The 21,168-nt window shown below is 70.0% G+C and carries 23 protein-coding genes and 2 pseudogenes; 16 read left to right on the forward strand and 9 right to left on the reverse strand.

What is annotated here, in order from left to right; genetic code table 11:
* Positions 1-44: 44 nt before the first annotated feature.
* Positions 45-530: a group II truncated hemoglobin gene (locus ACIHCQ_RS06535; protein WP_399658546.1), complete on the reverse strand. Its 486-nt coding sequence runs from the start codon at positions 528-530 to the stop codon at positions 45-47.
* Positions 531-663: 133 nt separating this feature from the next.
* On the opposite strand from ACIHCQ_RS06535, the gene ACIHCQ_RS06540 reads away from it, so the two are divergent.
* The 5 genes and pseudogenes from ACIHCQ_RS06540 to ACIHCQ_RS06560 all read left to right on the forward strand — a co-directional run.
* Positions 664-990, forward strand: a complete 327-nt coding sequence (locus tag ACIHCQ_RS06540; RefSeq protein WP_399658547.1) for an ArsR/SmtB family transcription factor — start codon at positions 664-666, stop codon at positions 988-990.
* Complete coding sequence (locus ACIHCQ_RS06545) at positions 983-1,252, forward strand: hypothetical protein (protein WP_399658549.1); 270 nt, start codon at positions 983-985, stop codon at positions 1,250-1,252. Before ACIHCQ_RS06540 ends, ACIHCQ_RS06545 begins: the two co-directional genes overlap by 8 nt.
* 155 nt (positions 1,253-1,407) lie before the next feature.
* Entirely contained in the window at positions 1,408-3,696 is a 2,289-nt protein-coding gene (locus ACIHCQ_RS06550) for an MMPL family transporter (RefSeq protein ID WP_399658550.1), read from the forward strand.
* A gap of 38 nt (positions 3,697-3,734) precedes the next feature.
* On the forward strand, positions 3,735-4,331 hold the full coding sequence (locus ACIHCQ_RS06555) for a hypothetical protein (protein ID WP_399658551.1): 597 nt from the start codon (positions 3,735-3,737) through the stop codon (positions 4,329-4,331).
* Positions 4,332-4,643: 312 nt separating this feature from the next.
* Positions 4,644-4,775, forward strand: a pseudogene (locus ACIHCQ_RS06560) (site-specific integrase); the annotation flags it as partial.
* Positions 4,776-4,782: 7 nt separating this feature from the next.
* Here ACIHCQ_RS06560 and sodN read toward each other — a convergent pair.
* Positions 4,783-5,178: a superoxide dismutase, Ni gene (gene sodN, locus ACIHCQ_RS06565; protein WP_399658552.1), complete on the reverse strand. Its 396-nt coding sequence runs from the start codon at positions 5,176-5,178 to the stop codon at positions 4,783-4,785.
* Positions 5,179-5,329: 151 nt separating this feature from the next.
* Here sodN and sodX point away from each other — a divergent pair, with 151 nt between their 5' ends.
* Positions 5,330-5,758, forward strand: coding sequence for a nickel-type superoxide dismutase maturation protease (gene sodX, locus ACIHCQ_RS06570; RefSeq protein WP_399658554.1), 429 nt, complete (start codon positions 5,330-5,332; stop codon positions 5,756-5,758).
* Here sodX and ACIHCQ_RS06575 read toward each other — a convergent pair.
* The gene (locus tag ACIHCQ_RS06575; protein WP_399658555.1) at positions 5,653-6,291 is read right to left on the reverse strand and encodes a CGNR zinc finger domain-containing protein; all 639 of its coding nucleotides are present in this window, start codon (positions 6,289-6,291) and stop codon (positions 5,653-5,655) included. The two genes, sodX and ACIHCQ_RS06575, sit on opposite strands and share 106 nt — an antisense overlap.
* A 94-nt stretch (positions 6,292-6,385) precedes the next feature.
* Between ACIHCQ_RS06575 and ACIHCQ_RS06580 the strand changes: the two are divergent.
* From ACIHCQ_RS06580 to ACIHCQ_RS06590, 3 genes and pseudogenes are all read left to right on the forward strand, one after another.
* A pseudogene (locus tag ACIHCQ_RS06580) lies at positions 6,386-6,522 on the forward strand (SAM-dependent methyltransferase); the annotation flags it as partial.
* Positions 6,523-6,652: 130 nt separating this feature from the next.
* Positions 6,653-7,156 (forward strand): SigE family RNA polymerase sigma factor, encoded by a 504-nt coding sequence (locus tag ACIHCQ_RS06585; RefSeq protein ID WP_399658557.1) that lies wholly within the window; start codon positions 6,653-6,655, stop codon positions 7,154-7,156.
* The gene (locus tag ACIHCQ_RS06590; RefSeq protein ID WP_399658558.1) at positions 7,153-7,983 is read left to right on the forward strand and encodes a hypothetical protein; all 831 of its coding nucleotides are present in this window, start codon (positions 7,153-7,155) and stop codon (positions 7,981-7,983) included. Before ACIHCQ_RS06585 ends, ACIHCQ_RS06590 begins: the two co-directional genes overlap by 4 nt.
* A gap of 88 nt (positions 7,984-8,071) precedes the next feature.
* On the opposite strand, the gene ACIHCQ_RS06595 is transcribed toward ACIHCQ_RS06590, so the two are convergent.
* Genes ACIHCQ_RS06595 through ACIHCQ_RS06605 form a run of 3 tightly spaced genes read right to left on the reverse strand, consistent with a single transcriptional unit; the run spans position 8,072 to position 10,785 of the window.
* A complete protein-coding gene (locus ACIHCQ_RS06595; RefSeq protein ID WP_399658559.1) occupies positions 8,072-8,833 on the reverse strand; it encodes an amino acid ABC transporter ATP-binding protein in 762 nt (253 codons plus the stop codon).
* Complete coding sequence (locus ACIHCQ_RS06600) at positions 8,830-9,771, reverse strand: amino acid ABC transporter permease (protein ID WP_399658561.1); 942 nt, start codon at positions 9,769-9,771, stop codon at positions 8,830-8,832. The genes ACIHCQ_RS06595 and ACIHCQ_RS06600 overlap by 4 nt, the downstream gene beginning before the upstream one ends.
* Positions 9,772-9,807: 36 nt before the next feature.
* Positions 9,808-10,785, reverse strand: coding sequence for an ABC transporter substrate-binding protein (locus tag ACIHCQ_RS06605; RefSeq protein WP_399658563.1), 978 nt, complete (start codon positions 10,783-10,785; stop codon positions 9,808-9,810).
* A gap of 531 nt (positions 10,786-11,316) precedes the next feature.
* On the opposite strand from ACIHCQ_RS06605, the gene ACIHCQ_RS06610 reads away from it, so the two are divergent.
* The 4 genes from ACIHCQ_RS06610 to ACIHCQ_RS06625 all read left to right on the forward strand — a co-directional run bounded on the left by ACIHCQ_RS06610 (position 11,317) and on the right by ACIHCQ_RS06625 (position 14,615).
* The gene (locus tag ACIHCQ_RS06610) at positions 11,317-12,573 is read left to right on the forward strand and encodes an NADP-dependent malic enzyme (RefSeq protein ID WP_399658564.1); all 1,257 of its coding nucleotides are present in this window, start codon (positions 11,317-11,319) and stop codon (positions 12,571-12,573) included.
* 211 nt (positions 12,574-12,784) lie between these two features.
* On the forward strand, positions 12,785-13,750 hold the full coding sequence (locus ACIHCQ_RS06615) for a zinc-binding dehydrogenase (RefSeq protein WP_399658566.1): 966 nt from the start codon (positions 12,785-12,787) through the stop codon (positions 13,748-13,750).
* Between the two features lie 71 nt (positions 13,751-13,821).
* Positions 13,822-14,031, forward strand: a complete 210-nt coding sequence (locus ACIHCQ_RS06620) for a helix-turn-helix domain-containing protein (RefSeq protein WP_018571396.1) — start codon at positions 13,822-13,824, stop codon at positions 14,029-14,031.
* A complete protein-coding gene (locus tag ACIHCQ_RS06625; RefSeq protein WP_399658567.1) occupies positions 14,031-14,615 on the forward strand; it encodes a Clp protease N-terminal domain-containing protein in 585 nt (194 codons plus the stop codon). The genes ACIHCQ_RS06620 and ACIHCQ_RS06625 overlap by 1 nt, the downstream gene beginning before the upstream one ends.
* 689 nt (positions 14,616-15,304) lie before the next feature.
* Here ACIHCQ_RS06625 and ACIHCQ_RS06630 read toward each other — a convergent pair.
* The 3 genes from ACIHCQ_RS06630 to ACIHCQ_RS06640 all read right to left on the reverse strand — a co-directional run bounded on the left by ACIHCQ_RS06630 (position 15,305) and on the right by ACIHCQ_RS06640 (position 17,503).
* On the reverse strand, positions 15,305-16,279 hold the full coding sequence (locus tag ACIHCQ_RS06630) for a helix-turn-helix transcriptional regulator (RefSeq protein ID WP_399658568.1): 975 nt from the start codon (positions 16,277-16,279) through the stop codon (positions 15,305-15,307).
* A 1-nt stretch (position 16,280) separates the two neighbouring features.
* Entirely contained in the window at positions 16,281-17,138 is an 858-nt protein-coding gene (locus ACIHCQ_RS06635) for a DUF4097 family beta strand repeat-containing protein (RefSeq protein ID WP_399658569.1), read from the reverse strand.
* 176 nt (positions 17,139-17,314) lie between these two features.
* Positions 17,315-17,503 carry a DUF6104 family protein gene (locus tag ACIHCQ_RS06640; protein ID WP_399658570.1) on the reverse strand — a complete coding sequence of 63 codons (189 nt, stop codon included), beginning with the start codon at positions 17,501-17,503 and terminating at the stop codon, positions 17,315-17,317.
* Positions 17,504-17,649: 146 nt separating this feature from the next.
* On the opposite strand from ACIHCQ_RS06640, the gene ACIHCQ_RS06645 reads away from it, so the two are divergent.
* From ACIHCQ_RS06645 to ACIHCQ_RS06655, 3 genes are all read left to right on the forward strand, one after another.
* Entirely contained in the window at positions 17,650-18,006 is a 357-nt protein-coding gene (locus tag ACIHCQ_RS06645) for a CU044_2847 family protein (RefSeq protein WP_399658571.1), read from the forward strand.
* Between the two features lie 13 nt (positions 18,007-18,019).
* A complete protein-coding gene (locus ACIHCQ_RS06650; RefSeq protein ID WP_399658572.1) occupies positions 18,020-20,047 on the forward strand; it encodes a trypsin-like peptidase domain-containing protein in 2,028 nt (675 codons plus the stop codon).
* A 91-nt stretch (positions 20,048-20,138) separates the two neighbouring features.
* Positions 20,139-21,164 (forward strand): AAA family ATPase, encoded by a 1,026-nt coding sequence (locus tag ACIHCQ_RS06655; RefSeq protein WP_399658573.1) that lies wholly within the window; start codon positions 20,139-20,141, stop codon positions 21,162-21,164.
* Positions 21,165-21,168: the final 4 nt, after the last annotated feature.

Genomic DNA, 21,168 nt, shown 5'->3' on the forward strand with positions numbered 1-21,168 from the left:
CGACGCCGACGCCGGCGGACAGCTGAGGGGCGGCGGCACAGGCCTCAGCGAAGCCCGTCCCAGCCCCAGCGTGGCGTCGGACCCGGGTCGCCCAGGTCCGTGCCCGCCGGGTCGGCCGAGACCTCGCGGGCGATCTTCGTACCCCAGTTGAAGTACTCCACGACCCGGCGGCGCAGCAGCTCGTCGTCCGGGAGGTCTTTTGCCACCGCGTCGGTCATCAGCTCCATCCAGCGCAGCCGCTGCTCCTCGGTGATCGAGAGCCCGAGGTGGGCGCGGAGCAGGGACTGATGACCGCCCAGTTCGGCGGTGAAGCGGGCCGGTCCTTCGAAGATCTCGGCCAGCCAGACGGCGACATGCTCGATGTGCGCGGCGGTGAAGTCCGCGAAGACGGGTGCGAGCAGCGGGTCGGCGAGGACGGCGTCGTAGAAGGTGCTGCTCAGCCGCCGCAGCGCGTCCGTGCCGCCCACGGCCTCGTGCAGCGTCGCCGGGCGCTCGCCCGGCGTACTCGCGCGCTCACTCTTTTCGATCATGCGGCCTCCTGGGTCCGTTCTGTGCGGCCAGGATTCATCGGATCCCGGATACTTCTGCCCTCTTCCGCTGTCGGCGGAAGCGTGTCGCCTACCCGCTAGCAATGAAACTCGGCACCTGCTAACTTTTCTTTGCATGACAGGCGACGAGCTGGTGCGCATGATGGCCACGCTCTCCAATCCGCACCGGCTGCGGGTCCTGGCGGCGCTCACGGCCGGCGGGCGCGACTACGTCAGCAGGCTGGCCAGGGAGCTGGGCATCAGCCGGGCACTGCTTCAGGTCCATCTGAAGAAGCTCGAAGCGGCCGGCCTGGTGTCGTCGCGGCTGGAGCTGTCGGACGACGGGAAAGCCATGAAGTTCTACGAGGTGAACGCGTTCGCGCTGCACCTGACGCCGGAGGACATCGTCACTGCGGTACGGACGCTGAGCAGCGGCGACGAGAAGGGATCACCTCATGAATGAGCACGAGTGGCAGGAAATCATCGGGGCCATAGGGCTGTTCACCCTGCTGATCATCGTGGTCACCATGACGCTCTGGTACCTCGTGACGGGGCGGCGGTCGCGGTCGGCGCTCGCCCGCGAGGACGAGCTCAAGGCGCTCGCCGAACAGGCGGTCGCGGGCCAGCGGCGTACTGAGCGGCAGCTGGCGGAACTGGGCGAGCAGCTCACCGATCTGCAGGGACGCACCGGTTCGCTGGAGCGGATCCTCAAGGACGTCGAGTAGTCGAGTAATCGACCGACGGCCGACCGACCGATCGCACGCAAGAGACAGACCCTGGGCCGCAGAGCTGCAACTCGGCGGCCCAGGAATGGAAGCCGTACCACCTCGCCATGGGCGAGTTCCACGGGAACGACCCTCCGAGTGAAGGAGAGCAGCTCATGCTGCCCAAAATCAAGTCACGGCAGGCCGGAGCGGTCGAAGCCGTCTCGGGCTGGTCCGCCCGCCACCCCTTCCGGGCCATCACCGCCTGGCTGCTCCTGGTCGTGGTCGCCGTCATGTCGAGCGCCCTCGCGGGCGCCTCCCCGGCGCCGCACAGCGACCCCGGGGAGGCGGGCAGGGCCCAGGACCTGGTCAACGCCCAGGACGCGGGCGACTCGATCCGCGAGAGCGTGCTGATCCAGGCGGGCACCGAGAAGGAGCGCCGCGCGGCCACGGCGGATCTGGTGGCCACCCTGCGCCGGATTCCTGACGCGGCGCACGACATCGGCTCCCCGCTCGGGGGCTCCTCGGTGGGAGGCTCTGCGGCCGAAGACTCCGCGGCCGGGGCTTCCGCGCCCGGAGGCTCCCCGGCCGGAGCGAACGGCGGGCGCTGGGTGTCCCAGGACGGACGCTCGCACCTCGTCACCTTCGAGGTCCCGGGCCCGGACGCGCGGTTCGAGGCCCACTACGAGTCCGCGCTCGCCGCCGTCGAGGAGGTACGCGACCGCCACCCCCGGACCCGTATCGCCCAGGCCGGCGACCGCAGCCTCTCGCAAGCGGTCAACGAGGGCATCCAGGGCGACATGAAGCGCGCGGAGACCACCGCCCTCCCGCTCACCCTCCTGATCCTGCTCTTCGTCTTCGGCTCGCTGATCGCCGCGGGCCTGCCCCTGCTGCTGGCGGGCACGGCCGTCGCCGCCGCTTTCGGGCTGCTCGAATTCGCCGCCCAGTGGGTCCCGTTCAACAGTGCCGCCTCCGCCATCGTGCTGCTCATCGGCATGGCGGTCGGTATCGACTACTCGCTGTTCTCACTGCGCCGGGTCCGCGAGGAGCGGGCCGCGGGCCGCTCCGTACGTGAGGCACTGGCCATCGCCTCCCGCACCTCCGGCCATGCGGTGCTCGTCTCCGGACTGACCGTGATGGTCTGCATGACCGGGCTGCTGCTCACCGGCATCGACGTCTTCAAGGGCCTCACCCTCGGCACCCTCCTGGTGGTGGGCCTCGCCGTGCTCGGCTCGGTGACCGTGCTGCCCGCGCTGCTCTCCGCGCTCGGCGACCGGGTCGACAGGGCGCGGGTGCCCTGGCTCGGCAGGCGCCGCACGGCCGCGGGCCAGTCGCGCGTCTGGACGTCCATCGCCCGTGCCGTCGTCCGCCGCCCGCTGCTGACGGGCTCGGCGGCGGCGCTGGCCCTCGTCGTCCTGACGTTGCCCGCGTTCTCCATCCACCTCCAGGACGCCGCGCAGACGCAGAGCCTGCGGCCTGGGGTCTCGGCCGCCGTCGACGCGGCGATCCGGATGCAGCGGGCCTTCCCCGGCGCGCCGACGCCCGCCCGCGTCGTGGTCTCCGCCGACACCCCCGAGGTGCGCGCCGCGGTGGACCGGCTGCACGCCGAGGCCGCGGCGAGCGAGGGCGCGCTGCGGGAGCCGATCACCGCGGTCCCGGTCGGCGGGACGCTGGTGGTACGGGTGCCCCTGGGCGGCACGGGCACCGACCCCGCCTCCGTAAGGGCGCTGCACACGCTCAGGGACGTGGCGCTGCCCGCGACGGTCGGGCAGATCGACGGAGTCTCGTACGCGGTCGCGGGCCGCACCGCCACGCCGTACGACTTCGCCCGGCAGGTGCGCGAACGGACCCCCGCCGTCTTCGCCTTCGTCCTCGCCCTCGCCTTCGTGGTGCTTCTCGTCGCGTTCCGCTCGGTGGCCATTCCGCTGGTGTCGATCGCGCTGAATCTGCTGTCGATCGGGGCGGCGTACGGAGTGCTGGCGTGGATCTTCCAGGACGGTCACCTGGAATCGGTGCTCGGCTTCAACTCCTACGGGGGAGTGGTGAGCTGGCTGCCGCTGTTCATGTTCATCATTCTGTTCGGGCTGAGCATGGACTACCACATCTTCATCCTCAGCCGGATCCGCGAACGCTGGTTCGCGGGGGGAGTGAATCCGAAGGAGGCGATCGTCGGCGGGATCGGCGCCAGCGCAGGGGTCGTCACCAGCGCGGCGGCCATCATGACCGGGGTGTTCTCGGTCTTCGTGATCCTGTCGGCGATCGAGTACAAAATGCTGGGCGTGGGAATGGCCGTCGCCATTCTCATCGATGCGACGGTGGTACGCGGGGTGCTGCTGCCCGCGGCGATGGCGCTGCTGGGGGAGCGGGCATGGTGGTTGCCGGGGCGCGGCCGTGGCGCCGGAACCGAGGTGTGTGACGCCGCGCCAACGCCCCTGCGCGTACGAGAAGTTCCCGCCGACCTGTGAGGGGTGCGGGGTGTGCGGCTGCTGGCATGATCGTCACCATGGCCCGGATACCCCGCCCCCGCCTCCCCGTCGCGATCACCGTGACCGCGGTCACGGCCGTCACGGTGATGGTCGTGACCGCTGTCGGATGGACCGTGTTCCAGCGTGTCGACGCCGGACTGGACCGGGCGAAGGACCGCCGGGACCTGATGGACCTCACCAGGCCGGCGCCCTGGCCGTGGGAGGAGCTGCACATTCCCGACGGCACTCCGCGCGAGGGCGCGCTGGGGGAGACGTACGACTCCGGCTTCAGCGTCACCTTCCCGTTCCCGCTGCCCACCGCCGACGACCCGCTGGCGCTGGTGACGTACCGCATGCAACTGCCGCCCGCCGAGGCGTGCGTGACGACGAAGACACGCACCTGTACGGACCTCGGCGGCGGCATCGCCAGGGTCGTCACGCACCGGACCGGCACCAGCGCCCCTTCGCTCGCCCTCTACCAGCGCCGCGACGGCCGGGTGTTCAGCGTGACGGCGCTCGATGTGCGTACGGGGGAGGACAGGCTGCGCGGCCTGCTCACGCGTACGCACCGGGCGACTGACGAGGAGCTGCTGCGGGTGTTGCGACCGCCCGGCTACCGGACCGACTGGAGCTGAACTGAGCTGAGTCGTTCGGTCGGTATCCGGGTGTGACGTGCGGCGTTGGCTGCGCCGCTTCCACCACGCCGGGCTGGAGGATCTCGGCGGGCAGGCAGCAAGCGGCGGATCACCGAGGCCGAGCGGTCCCGCGGGAAGGCTGGTGACGGATCTTCCGCAAGACCACCCTGACCGGGCGGTCCTTCGCCAACCCCAACGACATCACCCGCCGCTCCTGTCGAGAGGTGGCAACCGCCAACGCGTTGAGAGTAGCGCCGCTACCGCATGGGAGTAACGGCGCCACATGGGTCGCTGGGCACGCGTCCGCCGTCACTACACGCCCACCTGTGGCCGGGCAAAGAAGACCGCACCCGCTCCGTCATGGACGCCGTTCTCGGCGGCCTGCGGACCGGGTGCGGACAGGTAGGCGACGCGACCCGCGAAAACGCAGGTCAGACGGCCTAGGCAAAGATCAAGCCTTCTTGGTCTCCCAGAAGATCTTGTCGACCTGAGCGATGTAGTCCAGTGCCTTCTGGCCCGTCGCCGGGTCCGTCGACGCCTTCGCCGTGGACAGCGCCTTCAGGGTGTCGTTGATCAGCTGGTGCAGCTCCGGGTACTTCTCGAAGTGCGGCGGCTTGAAGTAGTCGCTCCACAGCACCGAGACGTGGTGCTTCGCGAGCTCCGCGCGCTGCTCCTTGATGACCGTGGCGCGGGCCCGGAAGTGCGGGTCCTCGTTGGCCTGGTACTTCTCCTGGATGGCCTTGACCGAATCGGCCTCGATGCGGGCCTGGGCCGGGTCGTACACACCACAGGGGAGGTCGCAGTGGGCGCTGACCTTCACTTTGGGGGCAAACAGGCGGGAGAGCATTGAGCCGTCCTTCCTCGTGATCGTCTTCTCAGGTGGGACATTACTCCGTGAGAGACCCGTTTTCGCGAGTGCCCCCTAGGGCTTACGACAAAAGTCCGGGGTCAGTATGGGACCAGTGGCCGAACATGCCGTTGGGACTGGGAGGTGGCGGATGACTGAGCAGGGGCGGGAGCCACGAGTGCCGTTCGGGGTCGCCGAGGTGATGGGTCCTTCCATGTACCCGACGCTGAAACACGGCGATCAGCTGCTGGTGCACTACGGCGCGGAGATGCGGGCCGGCGATGTCGCCGTACTGCGCCATCCGCTGCAGCAGGATCTGCTCATCGTCAAGCGGCTCGTCGAGCGGCGCGAGGGCGGCTGGTGGGTGCTCGGGGACAATCCCGGGGCCGAGGGGGACAGCCGGGTCTTCGGGACCGTGCCCCACGAGCTGCTGCTGGGGCGTGTACGCGGCAGATACCGGCCGCTCGCCGAGGATCAGCGGTCGGTGCGCGGGCTCGTCTCCTGGGTTGTGTCGGCGGTGCGGCCGGTGCTTGCCGACCGTTCCGTCCGTTCGGTTTCCAGACGTTTGCGGGCGCGGTAGGCGGCCACATTGGCGCGGGTCGCGCAGCGGTCCGAGCAGTAGCGGCGGGATCGGTTTGTCGATGTGTCGAGATACGCGTTACGGCACGGCGCCGCCTGGCACAGGCCGAGCCGGTCGACCCCGTACTCCGTCAGGTGGAACGCGAGGCCCATCGCGGCGATCGCCGCGTACCCCGCCGTCGCGTTGGAGGGGTGGTCGGCCAGGTGCATATGCCACTTCGGGTGGCCGTCCTCGTCCCGGAAGTCGTGGCCCGAGATCTGCGGGTTGACCGGGAACTCCAGCAGCAGCGAGTTGAGCAGGTCGACCGCCCGCGTCTCGTCGCCGGAGTCGGCGGCGGTGAAGACCGCGCGCAGTCTCGCCCGTACGGAGCGGAAGCGCGTGACATCCGCGTCCGTGGCGCGGCGGGCAGGCTGGGAGGACGCCCCGAAGAGTTCGCGGATGGCGTCGACGGAGGTAAGGGAGTCCTTGTTGCGAGCCGGTTCCTCGGTGTTGACCAGGCGCACGGCGTAGTCCGAGTAATAGGCCAGTTCCACTTGTAGTCCTTACTGCGGCGCTCTAGGTTCGGCGTAAGAGCTCACTCTGCTTTGAGGGTATTACGGATGGGAGGGTTCCGGTGTGCAGACGCACCTCGCATGCGGTACGGGAAGTATTACGGACCGGCTGCTCAACCGGTTCCCGAAGGCCACCAGTACGGGGCCGACCTGGACCCCGCCCGGTTGACCACCGCCGAGGGGCACTTCGATGGCGATGACCGCGTCACCTTCGGGCCGCACCCTCCGACACGCTGCTCCTGGCCCTGAAGTAGCTTCCCCGAAGCAGCCGCAACCTTCTTGCCGTCCCACCGCACTGGAAGGGTGAGACGGTCCGCACCCGCGGGCCCGGAGAGGGGCGGGGATGAGGCAGACCGACGCGGACGCGGACGCCGCGCTGCACGCCTTCGTCGAGGGAAGACGCACCGCGCTGTTCCGCAGCGCCTGTCTGCTGTGCGGCGACCGCGACGAGGCCGAGGACCTGGTCCAGACGACACTCGTCAAAGTGGTGCTCGGCGGGCGGCGGCTGCAGCGCCTCGACAACGTCGAGGCGTACGCCCGCAAGACCCTGGTCAACACCTTTATCGCCTCCCGCCGCCGGTTCTGGCGGCGCGAGCAGGCGTACGGCGAACTGCCCGACAACGTACAGCCGTTGACGGACACGGAAGCGGACACCGGGCTGGTGGTACGGGCGGCGCTCGCCCGGCTCAGCCCGAAGCAGCGCGCCGTGCTGGTGCTGCGCTACTGGGAAGACCTGAGCGTCTCGGCCACCGCCGAGGTGCTCTCCATGCGGGAGAACACGGTCAAGAGCCATGCGGCTCGGGGGCTTGCGGCGCTGCGCGCCGAGGTGCAGGAGGCATTCGTATGAAGGACGCAATGAACGACATGGGCGGGGACAAGGGCGACGGCATGAGCGGTGCCAAGGAGCTGCTGGGGCGGGCCGTCGCGGACGTCGGCCGCTCCACGGTCAGCGCCGACGCCGTGTACGCCAAGGCCGCCAAGGTGCGGTGGCGGCGCCGGGCGGTCATGAGCGGCGCGGCACTCGCCCTCGTCGCGGCCGGAGCGGTCTCCGTCCCCGTGCTGGCGGCCCAGGACAACAACACCACCTCGGTCGCCGCCCCGCCCCGACTCGCCGAGGACAAGGGCGACCAGGCCAAGGCCAGGCAACTGGCCAAGCTGCTGCCCGCCGAGGTGGGGACCATCGAGCGCGTCCGCTGGGACGTGCTGATCAAGATGGCGAACCCGAAGAAGGGCGAGCCGAAGTACGTCGGACCGCTCGACGGGCAGTACGCGATAAGCCGGGACGGCGGCGTGGGCTACCTCTCCATGGAGATCAAGGACCAGAAGTACATCGACGGCAAGACCGGCGGCAAGGGAATGGCGGACGATCTCTGCGCGCCGGACCCCCAGGCGGGGGTGCGACTCGACTGCGTCCGCGAGAAGCTTCCCGACGGTCGTGTCCTCACCATCTGGCGGAAGCCGGTCGCCAACACGAGCGGGGAGCCGCGCTGGGGGGCCGAGCTCACCGCGCAGCTGACGCTGAAAGGCGGTCAGGTGCTCCTCTCCCGGGACATCACCGGCTTCGCGGGCAAGGGCGAGCTGGGGCCGCTGCTGAAGACCCCGCCGCTCACGCGTGCGCAGTTCCGCGAGCTGCTGCTGCGGCCCGAGCTGCTCCCCGCGGAGTACACGAAGTAATAGCGGGGGGCGTCGGGGGTACCAGACGTACGAGAGGAGGGGCGGTACGGACCCGTGTCCGCATCGCCCCTTCTCGTACGCGTACCGCCTAAAGGACCTTCGACAGGAACGCCTTCGTACGGTCGTGCTGCGGGTTCGTCAACACCTCGCGCGGGTGGCCCGACTCCACCACCACACCGTCGTCCATGAACACCAGCGCATCGCCGACCTCGCGCGCGAAGCCCATCTCGTGCGTGACGACGATCATCGTCATGCCGTCCTCGGCGAGGCCGCGCATGACGTCGAGGACATCACCCACCAGCTCCGGGTCGAGCGCCGACGTCGGCTCGTCGAAGAGCATCAGCTTCGGCTCCATCGCCAGCGCGCGGGCGATGGCGACCCGCTGCTGCTGGCCGCCGGACAGCTGCGACGGGTAGTTCTTGGCCTTGTCGGACAGGCCCACCCGGTCGAGCAGCCGCTCGGCACGCGCCCGGGCCACCGCCTTCGTCTCGCCCCTGACCTGGACCGGCGCCTCCATGACGTTCTCCATCGCCGTCATGTGGGGGAAGAGGTTGAAGCGCTGGAAGACCATGCCGATGTCCCGGCGCTTCACGGCGACTTCGCTGTCCTTGAGCTCGTAGAGCTTGTTGCCCTTCTGGCGGTAGCCGACCAGCTCGCCGTCGACGTACAGCCGCCCGGCGTTGATCTGCTCCAAGTGGTTGATGCACCGCAGGAACGTCGACTTGCCGGAACCGGAGGGGCCGACCAGGCAGAACACCTCGCGCGGGGCGACTTCGAGGTCGATGCCCTTGAGGATGTGCGCTGCGCCGAAGGACTTGTGGACGCCCTCGGCCTTCACCATGGCGGTCATACGACGCCTCCCTTTGCGCGGCCGAGGCGCAGCACATTGAGCTTGATCCGCTGCAGAGGGGTCGGCGGCAGGCTGCGGCTGGAACCGCGTGCGTAGTACCTCTCAAGGTAGTACTGGCCGATGCTGAACACCGTCGTCAGGATCAGATACCAGGCGGCGGCCAGGAAGAGCATCTCCACTGCCGCGCCGGAGGTCTGCCCGATGTCCTGGGCCTGCCGCAACAGCTCGTAGAACTGCACCGCCGACACCAGCGAGGTCGTCTTCAGCATGTTGATGACCTCGTTGCCCGTGGGCGGCACGATCACCCGCATGGCCTGCGGGATCACGATCCGGCGCAGGGTCTTGCCGTGGCTCATGCCGAGTGCGTGTGAGGCCTCGGTCTGGCCCTCGTCGACCGCGAGCAGACCGGCGCGGCAGATCTCCGCCATGTACGCGGCCTCGTTGAGGCCGAGCCCGAGCAGCGCCGTCAGCAGCGGCGTCATGAACGAGGACCAGTAGTCCTTGTAGACCGGGCCGAGATTGATGTACTCGAAGACCAGGCCCAGGTTGAACCAGACCATCAGCTGGACGAGCACCGGGGTACCCCGGAAGAACCAGATGTAGAACCATGCGATGGACGAGGTCACCGGGTTCTTCGACAGCCGCATGACGGCCAGCAGGATGCCGCCGACGATGCCGATGGCCATCGACAGGAACGTGAGCAGCAGGGTCTGGCCCACACCGTCCAGGATCCGGTCGTCGAAGAAGTAGTCGGGGATCGCATTCCAGTTGATCTTGCCCCGGGCGAACGCGGAGACGATCGACGCCAGCAGGGCGATGGCGACGACCGCCGACACATACCGCCCGTAGTGCCGGACGGGGATGGCCTTGATGGCCTCCGGTCCCGCGGGCGGGGTGGGGGGCGTGTCGGACGGTCCCACCTTCTTGATGTCAGTCACAGATGTTGCCTCTCAGCTCCGTGATCGAGCACTCGATCAGGAGCCGCCGTTGATTACGGCCTCGGGGACCGCGCCGGCCTCGGCGCCCCACTTGGCGAGGACCTTCTTGTACTCACCGTTCTTGATGATGGCGTTCATGGCCGTCTGGAGCGCCTTGGTGAGCTGGTCGTTGCCCTTGGCGACGGCGATGCCGTACGGAGCGGCCTCGACGGCCTCGCCGACGATCTGGAAGTCGTTGCCGCCGCCCGAGGTCTTCACCGCGTATGCGGCGATCGGCGAGTCGGCCGAACCGGCGTCGGCGCCGCCGCCGCGCAGGCGGGTCTGGGCCTGCTGGTCGTTGTCGAACGCCTCGATCGTGATCGCCTTCTTGCCCTCCGTGGTGCACTTGGTGGACTGGTCCTTCGCCAGGTCGTTGGAGACCGTGTTGCGCTGGACGACGAGCTTCTTGCCGCAGAGGTCGTCCCAGCCGTTGATGCCCTGGTCCTTGCCCTTCGGGGTGTAGATCGAGACACCGGCGGTGAAGTAGTCGACGAAGTCGACGCCCTCGCCGACCTTCTTGCCGCCCTCGACGCCTTCCTGGCGGTCCTTGGTGTCGGTCATCGCGGACATGGCGATGTCGTAGCGCTTGGCGCGCAGACCCGTGACCAGGGTGTCGAAGACACCGTTCTCGAACTGGAACTTCACGCCGAGCTGCTTGCCCATCGCGTCGGCGAGGTCCGGGTCGATACCGGTCGTCTTGCCGTCCTTGTCCTTGAATTCGACAGGTGCGTAAGCGATGTCCGAGCCGACCTTGATGACACCCTTGTCCTGAATGGCCTGGGGCAGCAGGTCGTGGAGCGGGGCACCCTGGGTCGACGCGGTGGTGGGGCTCTCCTTGCCGCCGTCGGTCTGATCGCCGCAGGCGGTCAGCAGCATGGCGCCGGCGACCGCGATGGCGCCGACCGCGGCTGTCCGAGACGTCCAGGGCTTCCGGACCTTCGCGGCGGTCGTGGTGCGCGTAGTGCTAGCGGTCATGGTCGGGGTCCTCCGGCGGTGAGGGATTTTCCAGGGATTTTCCAGCGCGGTCATGTACTCGTCTTTGAGTGTTGCGACCTTGTCTGCTTTCGGCATCTTGCCATTCGGACTAGCCCAATCAGGGGCCCAGGCATGTCAAAATCGGGTAACGGGACACCCCCGGACCCCAACAGGCCGGTACATCAGGGCCGGACCTTTTACGGGTATGCCTTCTTGTGACCGGAAGATCTACGGTCGGTCGCGCGTCGCGGGCGGCATTCTTGGCGCATTGCGGACTTGTCCAGACATCCAGCCATGAGTCATGTCACCGGACTGATATCGACTCGTCGGCGGTGCTGCTTGTCCGGTAAGAAGGACGTTTACACCCCTCATCCGGGGCTCAGGGCGCGTGTGCGGCGCGCCCGCGCGTCTGTACCTTCCCCCTGCCAGGCGGGCCAACCGCTGCGGCGGGGCACGGACGCGGTGCCCGCCCACCCCTCCTCAACCAGGAGTGGCCACCCTCAAACCGATGAAGACCTAAGGGGTTAATCAATGGCAGCGGAGATCGTCAATCCTCGGAGCGACAGCGACAGCGACGGCGAACTGGGCGAACAGGGGGAGCTGGGCGAGCAGGGCGAGCTGGGCGAGCAGGAGTCGCCCTTCGACCCGGTTTTCGCCCTGCACCGCGGCGGCAAGATGGCCATCCAGTCGACCGTGCCCGTGCGGGACAAGGACGACCTGTCCCTCGCGTACACGCCCGGCGTCGCCAAGGTGTGCAGCGCCATCGCCGAGCGGCCCGAGCTCGTCCATGAGTACACCTGGAAGTCGCAGGTCGTCGCCGTTGTGACGGACGGGACCGCGGTGCTCGGCCTCGGCGACATCGGGCCCGAGGCGTCACTTCCGGTCATGGAGGGGAAGGCGATCCTCTTCAAGCAGTTCGGCGGGGTGGACGCGGTGCCGATCGCGCTCGCCACGACGGACCCCGACGAGATCGTGGAGACCGTGGTCCGGCTCGCGCCCTCGTTCGGCGGAGTGAACCTTGAGGACATCTCGGCGCCGCGCTGCTTCGAGATCGAGCGCAAGCTCCAGGAGCGCCTCGACATCCCCGTCTTCCACGACGACCAGCACGGCACGGCGGTGGTGACTCTCGCCGCGCTGCGCAACGCCGCGAAGCTGACCGGGCGCGGTCTCGGCGACCTGCGCGCCGTCATCTCCGGCGCGGGCGCGGCGGGCGTGGCGATCGCGAAGTTCCTGCTGGAGGCCGGGATCGCCGATGTGGCGGTGGCCGACCGCAAGGGCATCGTCAGCAGCGACCGCGAGGACCTGACGGCGGTCAAGCGCGAGCTAGCCCGGATCACCAACCGCGCGGGGCTGAGCGGCTCCCTGGAGAGCGCGCTGGTGGGCGCCGACGTGTTCATCGGCGTCTCCGGGGGTACGGTGCCGGAGGCGGCGATCGCGTCGATGGCGCCGGGGGCGTTCGTCTTCGCGATGGCCAACCCGAACCCGGAGGTGCACCCCGATGTGGCGCACCGGTACGCGGCGGTGGTGGCCACGGGGCGCAGCGACTATCCAAACCAGATCAACAATGTGCTGGCCTTCCCGGGGATCTTCGCGGGCGCCCTGCAGGTGCGGGCGTCGCGGATCACCGAGGGCATGAAGATCGCGGCGGCGAACGCGCTGGCGGACGTGGTGGGCGACGCGCTGGCGGCCGACTATGTGATCCCGTCGCCGTTCGACGAGCGGGTCGCGCCGGCGGTCACGGCGGCGGTGGCGGCGGCGGCGCGGGCGGAGGGCGTGGCGCGGCGCTGACGTTCTGCGCTGACGTTCTGATGGTGTGCGGCGGACCGCCCTGTGCCCCCTTGCCGGGGGTGCGGGGCGGTTTTCTTCTGGCTGTGGGCCGGCTGCGGGCGTGCGCCAGGAAAGTCGGTGCCGGGCCTTCTGCCGAACGGGTGGAACCTGGGGCGCGTGTCACACGGGTGTGCGGTACCGCCGCGCACCCGCCCGCCCTACGCTCAAGGTCATGTTTGCCGCCTATGCCGCCCGCATCGACCGTGACCACCCCCTCAACGGCCTTGAGCTGGGCGAACGCCCGGCCCCCGAGCCCCGGCCCGGCTGGACCACCGTCACCGTCAAGGCCGCCTCCCTCAACCACCACGACCTCTGGTCGCTCATGGGCGTCGGTCTCGCCGAGGACAAGCTGCCGATGATCCTCGGCTGCGACGCCGCCGGCATCGACGCGGACGGCAATGAGGTCGTGCTCCACTCCGTCATCGGCCAGAGCGGGTACGGCGTCGGTCCGGACGAGCCCCGCTCCATCCTCACCGAGCGCTACCAGGGGACGTTCGCCGAACAGGTCTCGGTCCCGTCCTGGAACGTCCTGCCGAAGCCGAAGGAGCTCAGCTTCGAGCAGGCGGCCTGTCTGCCGACGGCCTGGCTCACGGCGTACCGGATGCTGTTCACCAACGCCGGCGTGCGGCCCGGGGATTCGGTCCTCGTGCAGGGCGCGGGCGGCGGCGTCGCCACCGCCGCGATCGTGCTCGGCAAGGCGGCCGGGCTGCGGATGTACGCCACCAGCCGTGATGGAGCCAAGCGGGAGCGGGCCGTCGAGCTGGGCGCGGAGGGGGCGTACGAGCCGGGGGCGCGGCTGCCGCGGCGCGTGGACGCGGTCATCGAGACGGTCGGCGCGGCGACCTGGTCGCACTCGGTCAAGTCCCTGCGGCCCGGCGGCACGCTGGTGATCTCGGGCGCGACGAGCGGCGACCGGCCCTCGCACGCGGAGCTGACGCGGATCTTCTTCCTGGAGCTGAAGATTGTCGGCTCGACCATGGGCTCGAAGGACGAGCTGGAGGATCTGCTCTCGTTCTGCGCGGCGACGGGGGTGCGGCCGGTGATCGACCAGGTGCTGCCGCTGGACCGGGCGAGGGAGGGGTTCGAGCGGATGGCGGGCGGCGAGCTGTTCGGAAAGATCGTGCTGACGAACGCGTGACGGCTCGCGGTGGCGGACGGTGGTGTCAACGAGGGTTGACGGTTGAGTGGTCGTCAATGTAAGTTGACGTCATGACCGAAGCAACCGATCTCGCCGAGCGGGCGGGCGACCGTGACCCCCGAGTCGGGCTGCGAGCGGTCGCCGCGCTGCGGCGACTCCTTGAGCAGCTGGAAGCCGTACAGGTGCGCAGCGCCCGTAACCAGGGCTGGTCGTGGCAGGAGATCGCGGCCGAGCTGGGTGTCAGCCGGCAGGCCGTACACAAGAAGTACGGGAGGCAGTGATGTTCGAGCGTTTCACGAAAGAAGCCCGGGCGGTGGTGACCGGCTCCGTGGAGGTCTCGACGCGGACGGGCGCGGACTCGGTTACCGAAGAGCATCTGCTGCTGGCGATGCTGGACCAGGAGGGCACGCGGACGGCGTTCGCGTTCGCGGCGCTGGGGGTCACGGACCGGCGCGCGTCGGTGGAGGCGGCGCTGGCGGACGCGCGGCGGCTCGGGGGCCTGTCGAAGGCGGACATGGAGGCGCTGGCCGGGCTTGGCATCGATGTGGCGGAGATCGTCTCGAAGGTGGAAGAGGCGCATGGGCAGGGCGCGTTGCAGATGGGCGGGAAGTCGAAGCGGTGGTGGGCGGGGCATCGTCCGTTCACCCCGGCGGCGAAGGACATGCTGGTGAAGTCGCTCCGCATCGCGCTGGGCCGCGGGGACCGGCATATCGGCGGGGAACACTTGCTGTTGGCACTGACGGCGCGGCCGGGGGTGGTGGCGGATGTGCTGGCGGAGCACGGGGCGACGTATGGGTCGGTGGAGAGGGTGATGTTCGGGGGCGGAAGTGGGAGCGGGGGCGGGGACGTGGCGAAGGCGGGGTGAGGCGCCTCGGGGTGCGGGCGGTTTGTTCCCCCACCCCGCCCTTTCCCGTAACTGGGGGCTGCGCCCCCAGACCCCCTGTCGGGGGAGGGGCCATGTGGGGACTGACGCCCCCACACCCCCGTGCTCCGGCGGCTCCGCCGCGGAGCCGGTAGGAGCACCTTGTGGTGCGGCCGGCTTGGTGCCCGCGTCCCAACTTGTGGCCGAGACGCGTTGCGCAGTCACAGCCGGATGGGCATCTTCGCGCGCGCCGGGCCCTGGGTGAGTCGGCTTCGCCCGAAGCCGGTACCCATGCCTTGCCGGCGCGGCGGCGTCGCGCCCTCCCGGCCGGGGGCCGGCTGTGTGGGGCTGACGCCCCACACCCAGTCTCCAGCGGCTTCGCCGCGAAGCGTGTGGCAGCTTGGACCGCGTCCCCGGTGTCTGGGGGAGGGATTGTGTGGGAGCTGACACCCCCGGGCTCCGGGGCGCGGGGGACGCGCAAGGGTCGTGTTCTGGACGTAAAGCGGCGCAGCTCGCGCGAAGCGCGGTGGGGCAGTCGGGAACGCGAGCCCCTGCGCGGAGGTGACCGGCAGTGGGTGGACGTGGGTCAGGGGCGTGGGTGCTTGCTGCCGGTGGTCGGTCTCCCGGGCGCAAGCCCAGAGCTGCCCGCCCGCATTGCGGGCAACCCGCACTGGGCGTGGCCCCCCGGCGCGTCAGGGCTTTTTGGGGTGGAGCAGCGCTCCGATGTGGGCCGCCGCCGTGGACAAGTGGCGGCGTGCCTCGCCCAGTTGTTGTTCCGTTACGCCATGGTCCCGCGCCGCATCCCGGATGTCGTCCCGGAAGCGGTCCAGCAACCGGTCCAAGTCGCGCGCGGGGTCACCCGAGTCCATCGTCTCCTTCGCCCACTCCGGGTCCTCCTCCGCCGGTTCAGGCTTCCCATGGGGCGGCCAGACCGTACCCCGGGCCAAGCCCCCCAGCTGCGTACTGAGTTCGGACAGCCCCTCCCGTACGCCCGTGGGCCAGTCGCCCCGCGCGAAGTGGACCTGCACCTGGTCCTGCACCTGCTTGGCGATGCGCTGCATCTCCTCGCGCGCCGTCTCCTGCGCCTCCTTCGCCTGGCGGCGCGCCTGCTGCGCGTCCTCCCGGGCCCGGCGTGACTCATCCTTGGCTCGGCGCGCCTGCTCTTTCCACTCCTGCTTCGCCTTCCGCAGCTCCTCCTTCGCCGCGCGCCAGGACTCCTTGTCCCCGAAGGCGGACTCCCAGTCCACCCCTCCGGCGCCGGAGGCAGAGGCACCGCCGCTGCGCGTCTCCGTCGCCGCAGCCCGCATCTCGCTGCGCAGCTTCCCCGCCGCGCCCCGCACGTCGTCCCGGATCTCCGCGGCCAGTTCGGAGACCGACTCGCGGATCTCCAGCTCCAGGTCCGCCAGTTCGCCGCTGCGCCCCGCCAGTTCCGCGCGGCCGGCGTCGGTGATCGAGTAGACCTTGCGACCGCCCTCCGTGGCATGGGTGACCAGTCCCTCGGCCTCCAGCTTGGCCAGCCGCGGATACACCGTGCCCGCGCTCGGCGCGTACAGGCCCTGGAAACGCTCCTCCAGCAACCTGATCACCTCGTAGCCGTGGCGCGGGGCCTCGTCCAGAAGCTTCAGCAGATAGAGGCGCAGTCGGCCGTGTGCGAAGACGGGCGGCATGTCAGAGGACCTTTCCGGTAGGGGCTGCGTCGTACAGGTCGTCCTCCGTGGGCGGCCGGCGCAGCAGCGCGATGGAACCCGAGACCGTCGTCGCCTTGAGCGTGCCCGTGCCCGCGCCCAGCGTGCCGGTGATCTTCTTCGCGCCCCACTGGCCGCTGACCCGCAGATCCTCGAACGCGTTGGACACCGCGCCGCTCGCGGTGTTCGCCTCGACCCGCGCGTCCGCGGGGTGCGGCAGCCGGATCGCGATCTCCCCGGAGACGCTGTTCAGCCGGATCTCCGTGGGCTTGCCGGCCTGGTCGATGTCGACGACCATGTCGCCGCTGACGGAGTCCGCCCGTACGGATGAGCCCGCGCCGTCGATCACCGTCAGATCGCCGGATACGGAGTTGTAGCGCAGATCCCCGGTGACCGACTGGGCCTCCAGGTCGCCGGAGACGGTGTCGGCGCGGACCGTTCCGGAGACGCTGACGAGGGTGGTCTCGCCGCTGACGCCGCGTACGGAGGTGGGGCCCTGGATGCCGGAGACGACGGCCGCGGCGCCGACGACGCCCACCTCCACGGACGCGCGGGCCGGGACGGTGAGGGAGACGACCGCGCTGCGGTGCCAGCCCTTGCGGTCGAGCCACTGGAGGAAGCCCTTCCAGGGCAGGTCCTCATACGCGACGGTGAGGGTGGTGCCCTGCTGGGTCACGACCAGCGGGGGGCCTTCGAGCTCGGAGACCTCCAGACGGGCGGGACCCTCATCGGTGCCGACGACGTTGACCGTGCCATTGACGATGCGCACGTTGAGCGCTGTCACTGGGGTGTCGAAGGTGAGCTTCTGGGGCTCGGCGACTTCCCATGTCGACTCTGCCATGGTGATGGGCTCCCTTGAGCGGGCCGCGACGCAACATATCGCGTCTTCTGACCAACACGATATATCGCGCTTGTGGGATGTCAAGCGTGAAGTACCGAGCGCTCAGCCTCCGGGCATACGGGCCTCCGGGCATACGGGCATACGAGCGTCTGGGCCCGCGCCGTCGGCCGCCGGGGCTACTCCCCGTCCTCGTCCTCTTCGTCGTCCAACCGCGCCAGCCACGTCGCCAAGCGTTCCACCGGGACCTCGAAGTCCGGGTTGAGGTCGACAAACGTACGCAGTTGTTCCGCGAGCCACTCGAAAGTGACCTCCTCCTCGCCGCGTCGCTTCTCCAGCTCCTCGATGCCGCGATCGGTGAAGTACAAGACATGCTCCTGGTACGGGATGAAGGGATAAGGAAGGGATAAGGGGGACAGGGCCGACCCCTCCAGATTACGGCGACTTCCGGCTCTCCCCCGCAACCGCACAGGCCACTAACGTCGTCGTCATTGGTCGTGGAGACGGGGGAACCATGAACGAACGCGTCCAGCAGATCGAGTTACCCGGGGGAGCCGTCGTCCTTGCCCGGCTGTCCGCCCCGGGCGGCGGCGGATACGGCGAGGACGAAGAGGACGTCGGCTTCATCGAGAACGTCACCGCCAAGGTCGAGCAGCTCGACACACTGATCACCGAACTCGGCGCCTCCGTGCTGGAGGCCGCCGCTGCCGCCGGGCCCGACGAGGCCAGCGTCACCTTCGGCATCGAGCTCACCGCCAAGTCGGGCGTCGCCCTCGCCGTACTCGCCGCCGGCGAGGCCAAGGCATCCGTCCAGGTCACCCTCACCTGGAAGCTGAAAGATCAGCAGGAACCCGGCGAAGACACGCCATGAGCGAAACCGCGCCATGAGCGAATCCGAATCCGACTCCGACCCCCTCATAGGCGCCCTCGCCCGCGCCGCCACCGTCCACTTCGCGCTCACGGAAGACACCGGTATGTGGGGCACCGGCTTCTTCATCGCCCCCGGCTGGGTCCTGACCTGCGCACACGTCCTCGCGCCCCACCTCAGGGGCGACCGCACCCGCCCCTTCCACCTCATCGGCAGCGAGGTCAACGGCGGCGAGCCCCTCGAAGCGCGCCTCGCCTGCTGGCTCCTCGACGGCGACGGCGAGCCGCGCGCCGAACAGCGCGTCCCCGTCGAGCAGGATCTCGCCCTCGTACGGCTCATCGAGCCCGACGCCGAGCACGAGTGCGTCTGGCTCACCGACCGTACCGAGTACCCCGGCGGCCGAGGCATCGTCCAGGGCTACCGCCCGGAACAGTCACCACAGTCGCCAGAACGGTCAGAGGCGGAGACACAGCGCGCCGTCCGCTGGAGAGCCGCCGCCCGCATCAACGGCTTCGATGACGACTACGGGATGCGTTTCAGGCCAGAGGCCGAGTTCCCCAAGGGCGGCTCCGGCTCACCCGTCCTCGACGCCCACACCGGCGCCGTCGTCGGCATCCTCAAGTCCCGCCGCGTCGGCAGAGACGGCGGCACGGCCATCGCCGCCACCGCCCTGCGCCGCTTCGGCACCACCTACCAGCTCGTCATGGCCGCCCATGACCGCTGGCACGGCCACTCCCCCAAAGTCACCGGGCACAACTGGATCGAGCGACAGCACCAGCTCCCCGGCGCGGGCGTCCACACCAGCGGCGACCAGTGGAGCCCCGTCGACCGGCGCGAAGCGCTGTCGCTGCTCGCCGCCGTACACCCGCCGGCCTCCATCCGCCCCGTCGCCGAGCTCGCCAAGAAGGCCCGCGGCGGCGTCCCCCCGCCCCCCGGGCAGCTGCCGCCGCGCATCTGGCGCGACGGACACGGCCTGCTGTACGAGGCCGGGCAGCCCGTCGCCGCCATCGCCGCTCTCCACTACCTCCAGCTCGTGGTCGAGTACGAGCGCAGCCGCGGCGCGGACCCCGCTCCCCTCGCCGACTGGGTGGCCCGGCGGCTGATGGAGGTGCCCCGGATCGTGCACACCGTGGTCACCCAGGCGACGCTGCCGCCCGGACTCGTACACCCCCGTGCCCTCAGCGGCCAGGACAGGATCGTCGTCCCCTATCCGCGGCCCGGCGACGGGTCCGCCGTCGTCATTGTCGAGCTGGAGCCCGTCTGCGACGCCCGCCCCACCCGCTTCTACTGGCGCATACGCGTCGACGACGGCCACGACGTCAACGAGCCGCTGCACGAGGAGCAGACCGGCGACGGCGTCCCGCCCGAGCAGCTGATCCAGCGGCTGCGCGGCCCGCTGGACGAGGTGTTCGCCTCCGTCGACGGGCCAGGCGCCCCCGCCCCCCTCGAAGTCGCCCTGCCCGCCGACCACTTCGACACCGCCGTACACCGGTGGCAGCTCACCGAGATGGCCAGGCTGCACCATCCGGCGTACGTCGGCGTACGGCGGATGGTGGTCCTGCGCGACCTCGCCAGACGAGGCGAACCGGACACCGTGTGGGCGCGGCGCTGGGAGGAGATGCTCGCCGCCGACGCGCTCACCGCCTTCCGCGCCCCGCCGCAGCGGCAGGTTCCCCGGCCCCGCCACTTCGAGGACCTGCCGCCGTCCGCCGTGCCCGTCCTGTGCAGACCCGCGGGCAGGGGAGTGGGACGAAGGGCCATCGGCATGGCACTGCGCGCCGGACACGGCATCGCCCTGTGGCACACCGACGGCCATTCCGACCACGGCTGTACGGAGTTCTGCGAGGACCTGTACCAGGGCGCGGCCGCACTGCTCGCGCAGACCGCCGGCGCCGGTGAGCTTCCCGACCGGCTGCGCCGTATCAGAGACGACATCAGCGGATCGAGGAACAGCGGACACTGGGCGGAGGGAGTGGCCATCCTCTACGACGACCCGGGCCGCCCGCTGCCCGCCGACGACAGTTGTCCGCTGGACTCGCCATGAAAGAAGTGAGGGGCGGGTACGTATCGGACGTGGTCCGCCACGGGTCCCGCTGGGTTCCCCGATGCCACCGGCCGCCGACGAGGAGCGAGCGATGGACGACTGGCTGATCTACCGAGGTGTGGGCGCCCCCGATCCGGGCCGCATCCGGCACCTGCCGCCGCCGCCTCCCTGGCGCGCCTTCTCCGGTGAGCCGCTGCCCGGCGCCGCGCCGCCCATCGACAGCTCCTCCACCCGGCGGCTCGGCGCGCGCGTGGCCGCGCCGCCCGCGCAGGACGCCGAAGCCCTCGAACTGATCAACGCCGCCCTCTACTTACGGCGTCCGCTGCTCGTCACCGGCGAACCGGGCTCCGGCAAGTCCACGCTCGCGCACTCCGTCGCGTACGAACTGGGCCTGGGCCGGGTGCTCCAATGGCCCGTCGTCAGCCGCACCGAGCTGAAGGACGGGCTGTACACGTACGACGCCATCGGCCGCCTCCAGGACGCGCAGCTCGCCCAGCGTGACGAGCACCAGCGTGACGAGCACCAGTCGGACGACATCGGGCGCTACATCCGGCTCGGGCCGCTCGGCACCGCGCTGCTGCCCGCCGAGCTGCCCCGCGTCCTGCTCATCGACGAGCTCGACAAGAGCGACATCGACCTGCCCAACGACCTGCTGAACGTGGTCGAGGAGGGCGAGTTCGCGCTGCCCGAGCTGGAGCGGATGGCCGACCGGCCAGGTCAGGACCAGGTGCGCGTGCTCACCGACGACGGCCGCCGGGTGCCCGTCCAGGGCGGCCGGGTGCGCTGTCACGCCTTCCCCTTCGTGGTGATGACCAGCAACGGAGAGCGCGATTTTCCCGCGCCGCTGCTGCGCCGCTGCATCCATCTGCACCTCGACCCGCCGCGTGACGAGCGGCTCGCCGCGATGGTGCAGGCGCACTTCGGGCCCGGTTCCGACGAGCGGAACCTCGATCTGATCGGGCAGTTCACGCGGGAGGACGGCGACGGCGAACTGCGCCCCACCGACCAGCTGCTCAACGCGATCTTCCTCACCCAGCACGCGGTCCGCGAGGAGCCGGGGCGGCGGGAGGAGATCGCCGAGCTGCTGATACGTCCACTCGACACCCGGCAGCGGTGACCCG

It is taken from the genome of Streptomyces sp. NPDC052236, assembly GCF_044548015.1.
In the GTDB taxonomy this organism is placed as follows: domain Bacteria; phylum Actinomycetota; class Actinomycetes; order Streptomycetales; family Streptomycetaceae; genus Streptomyces.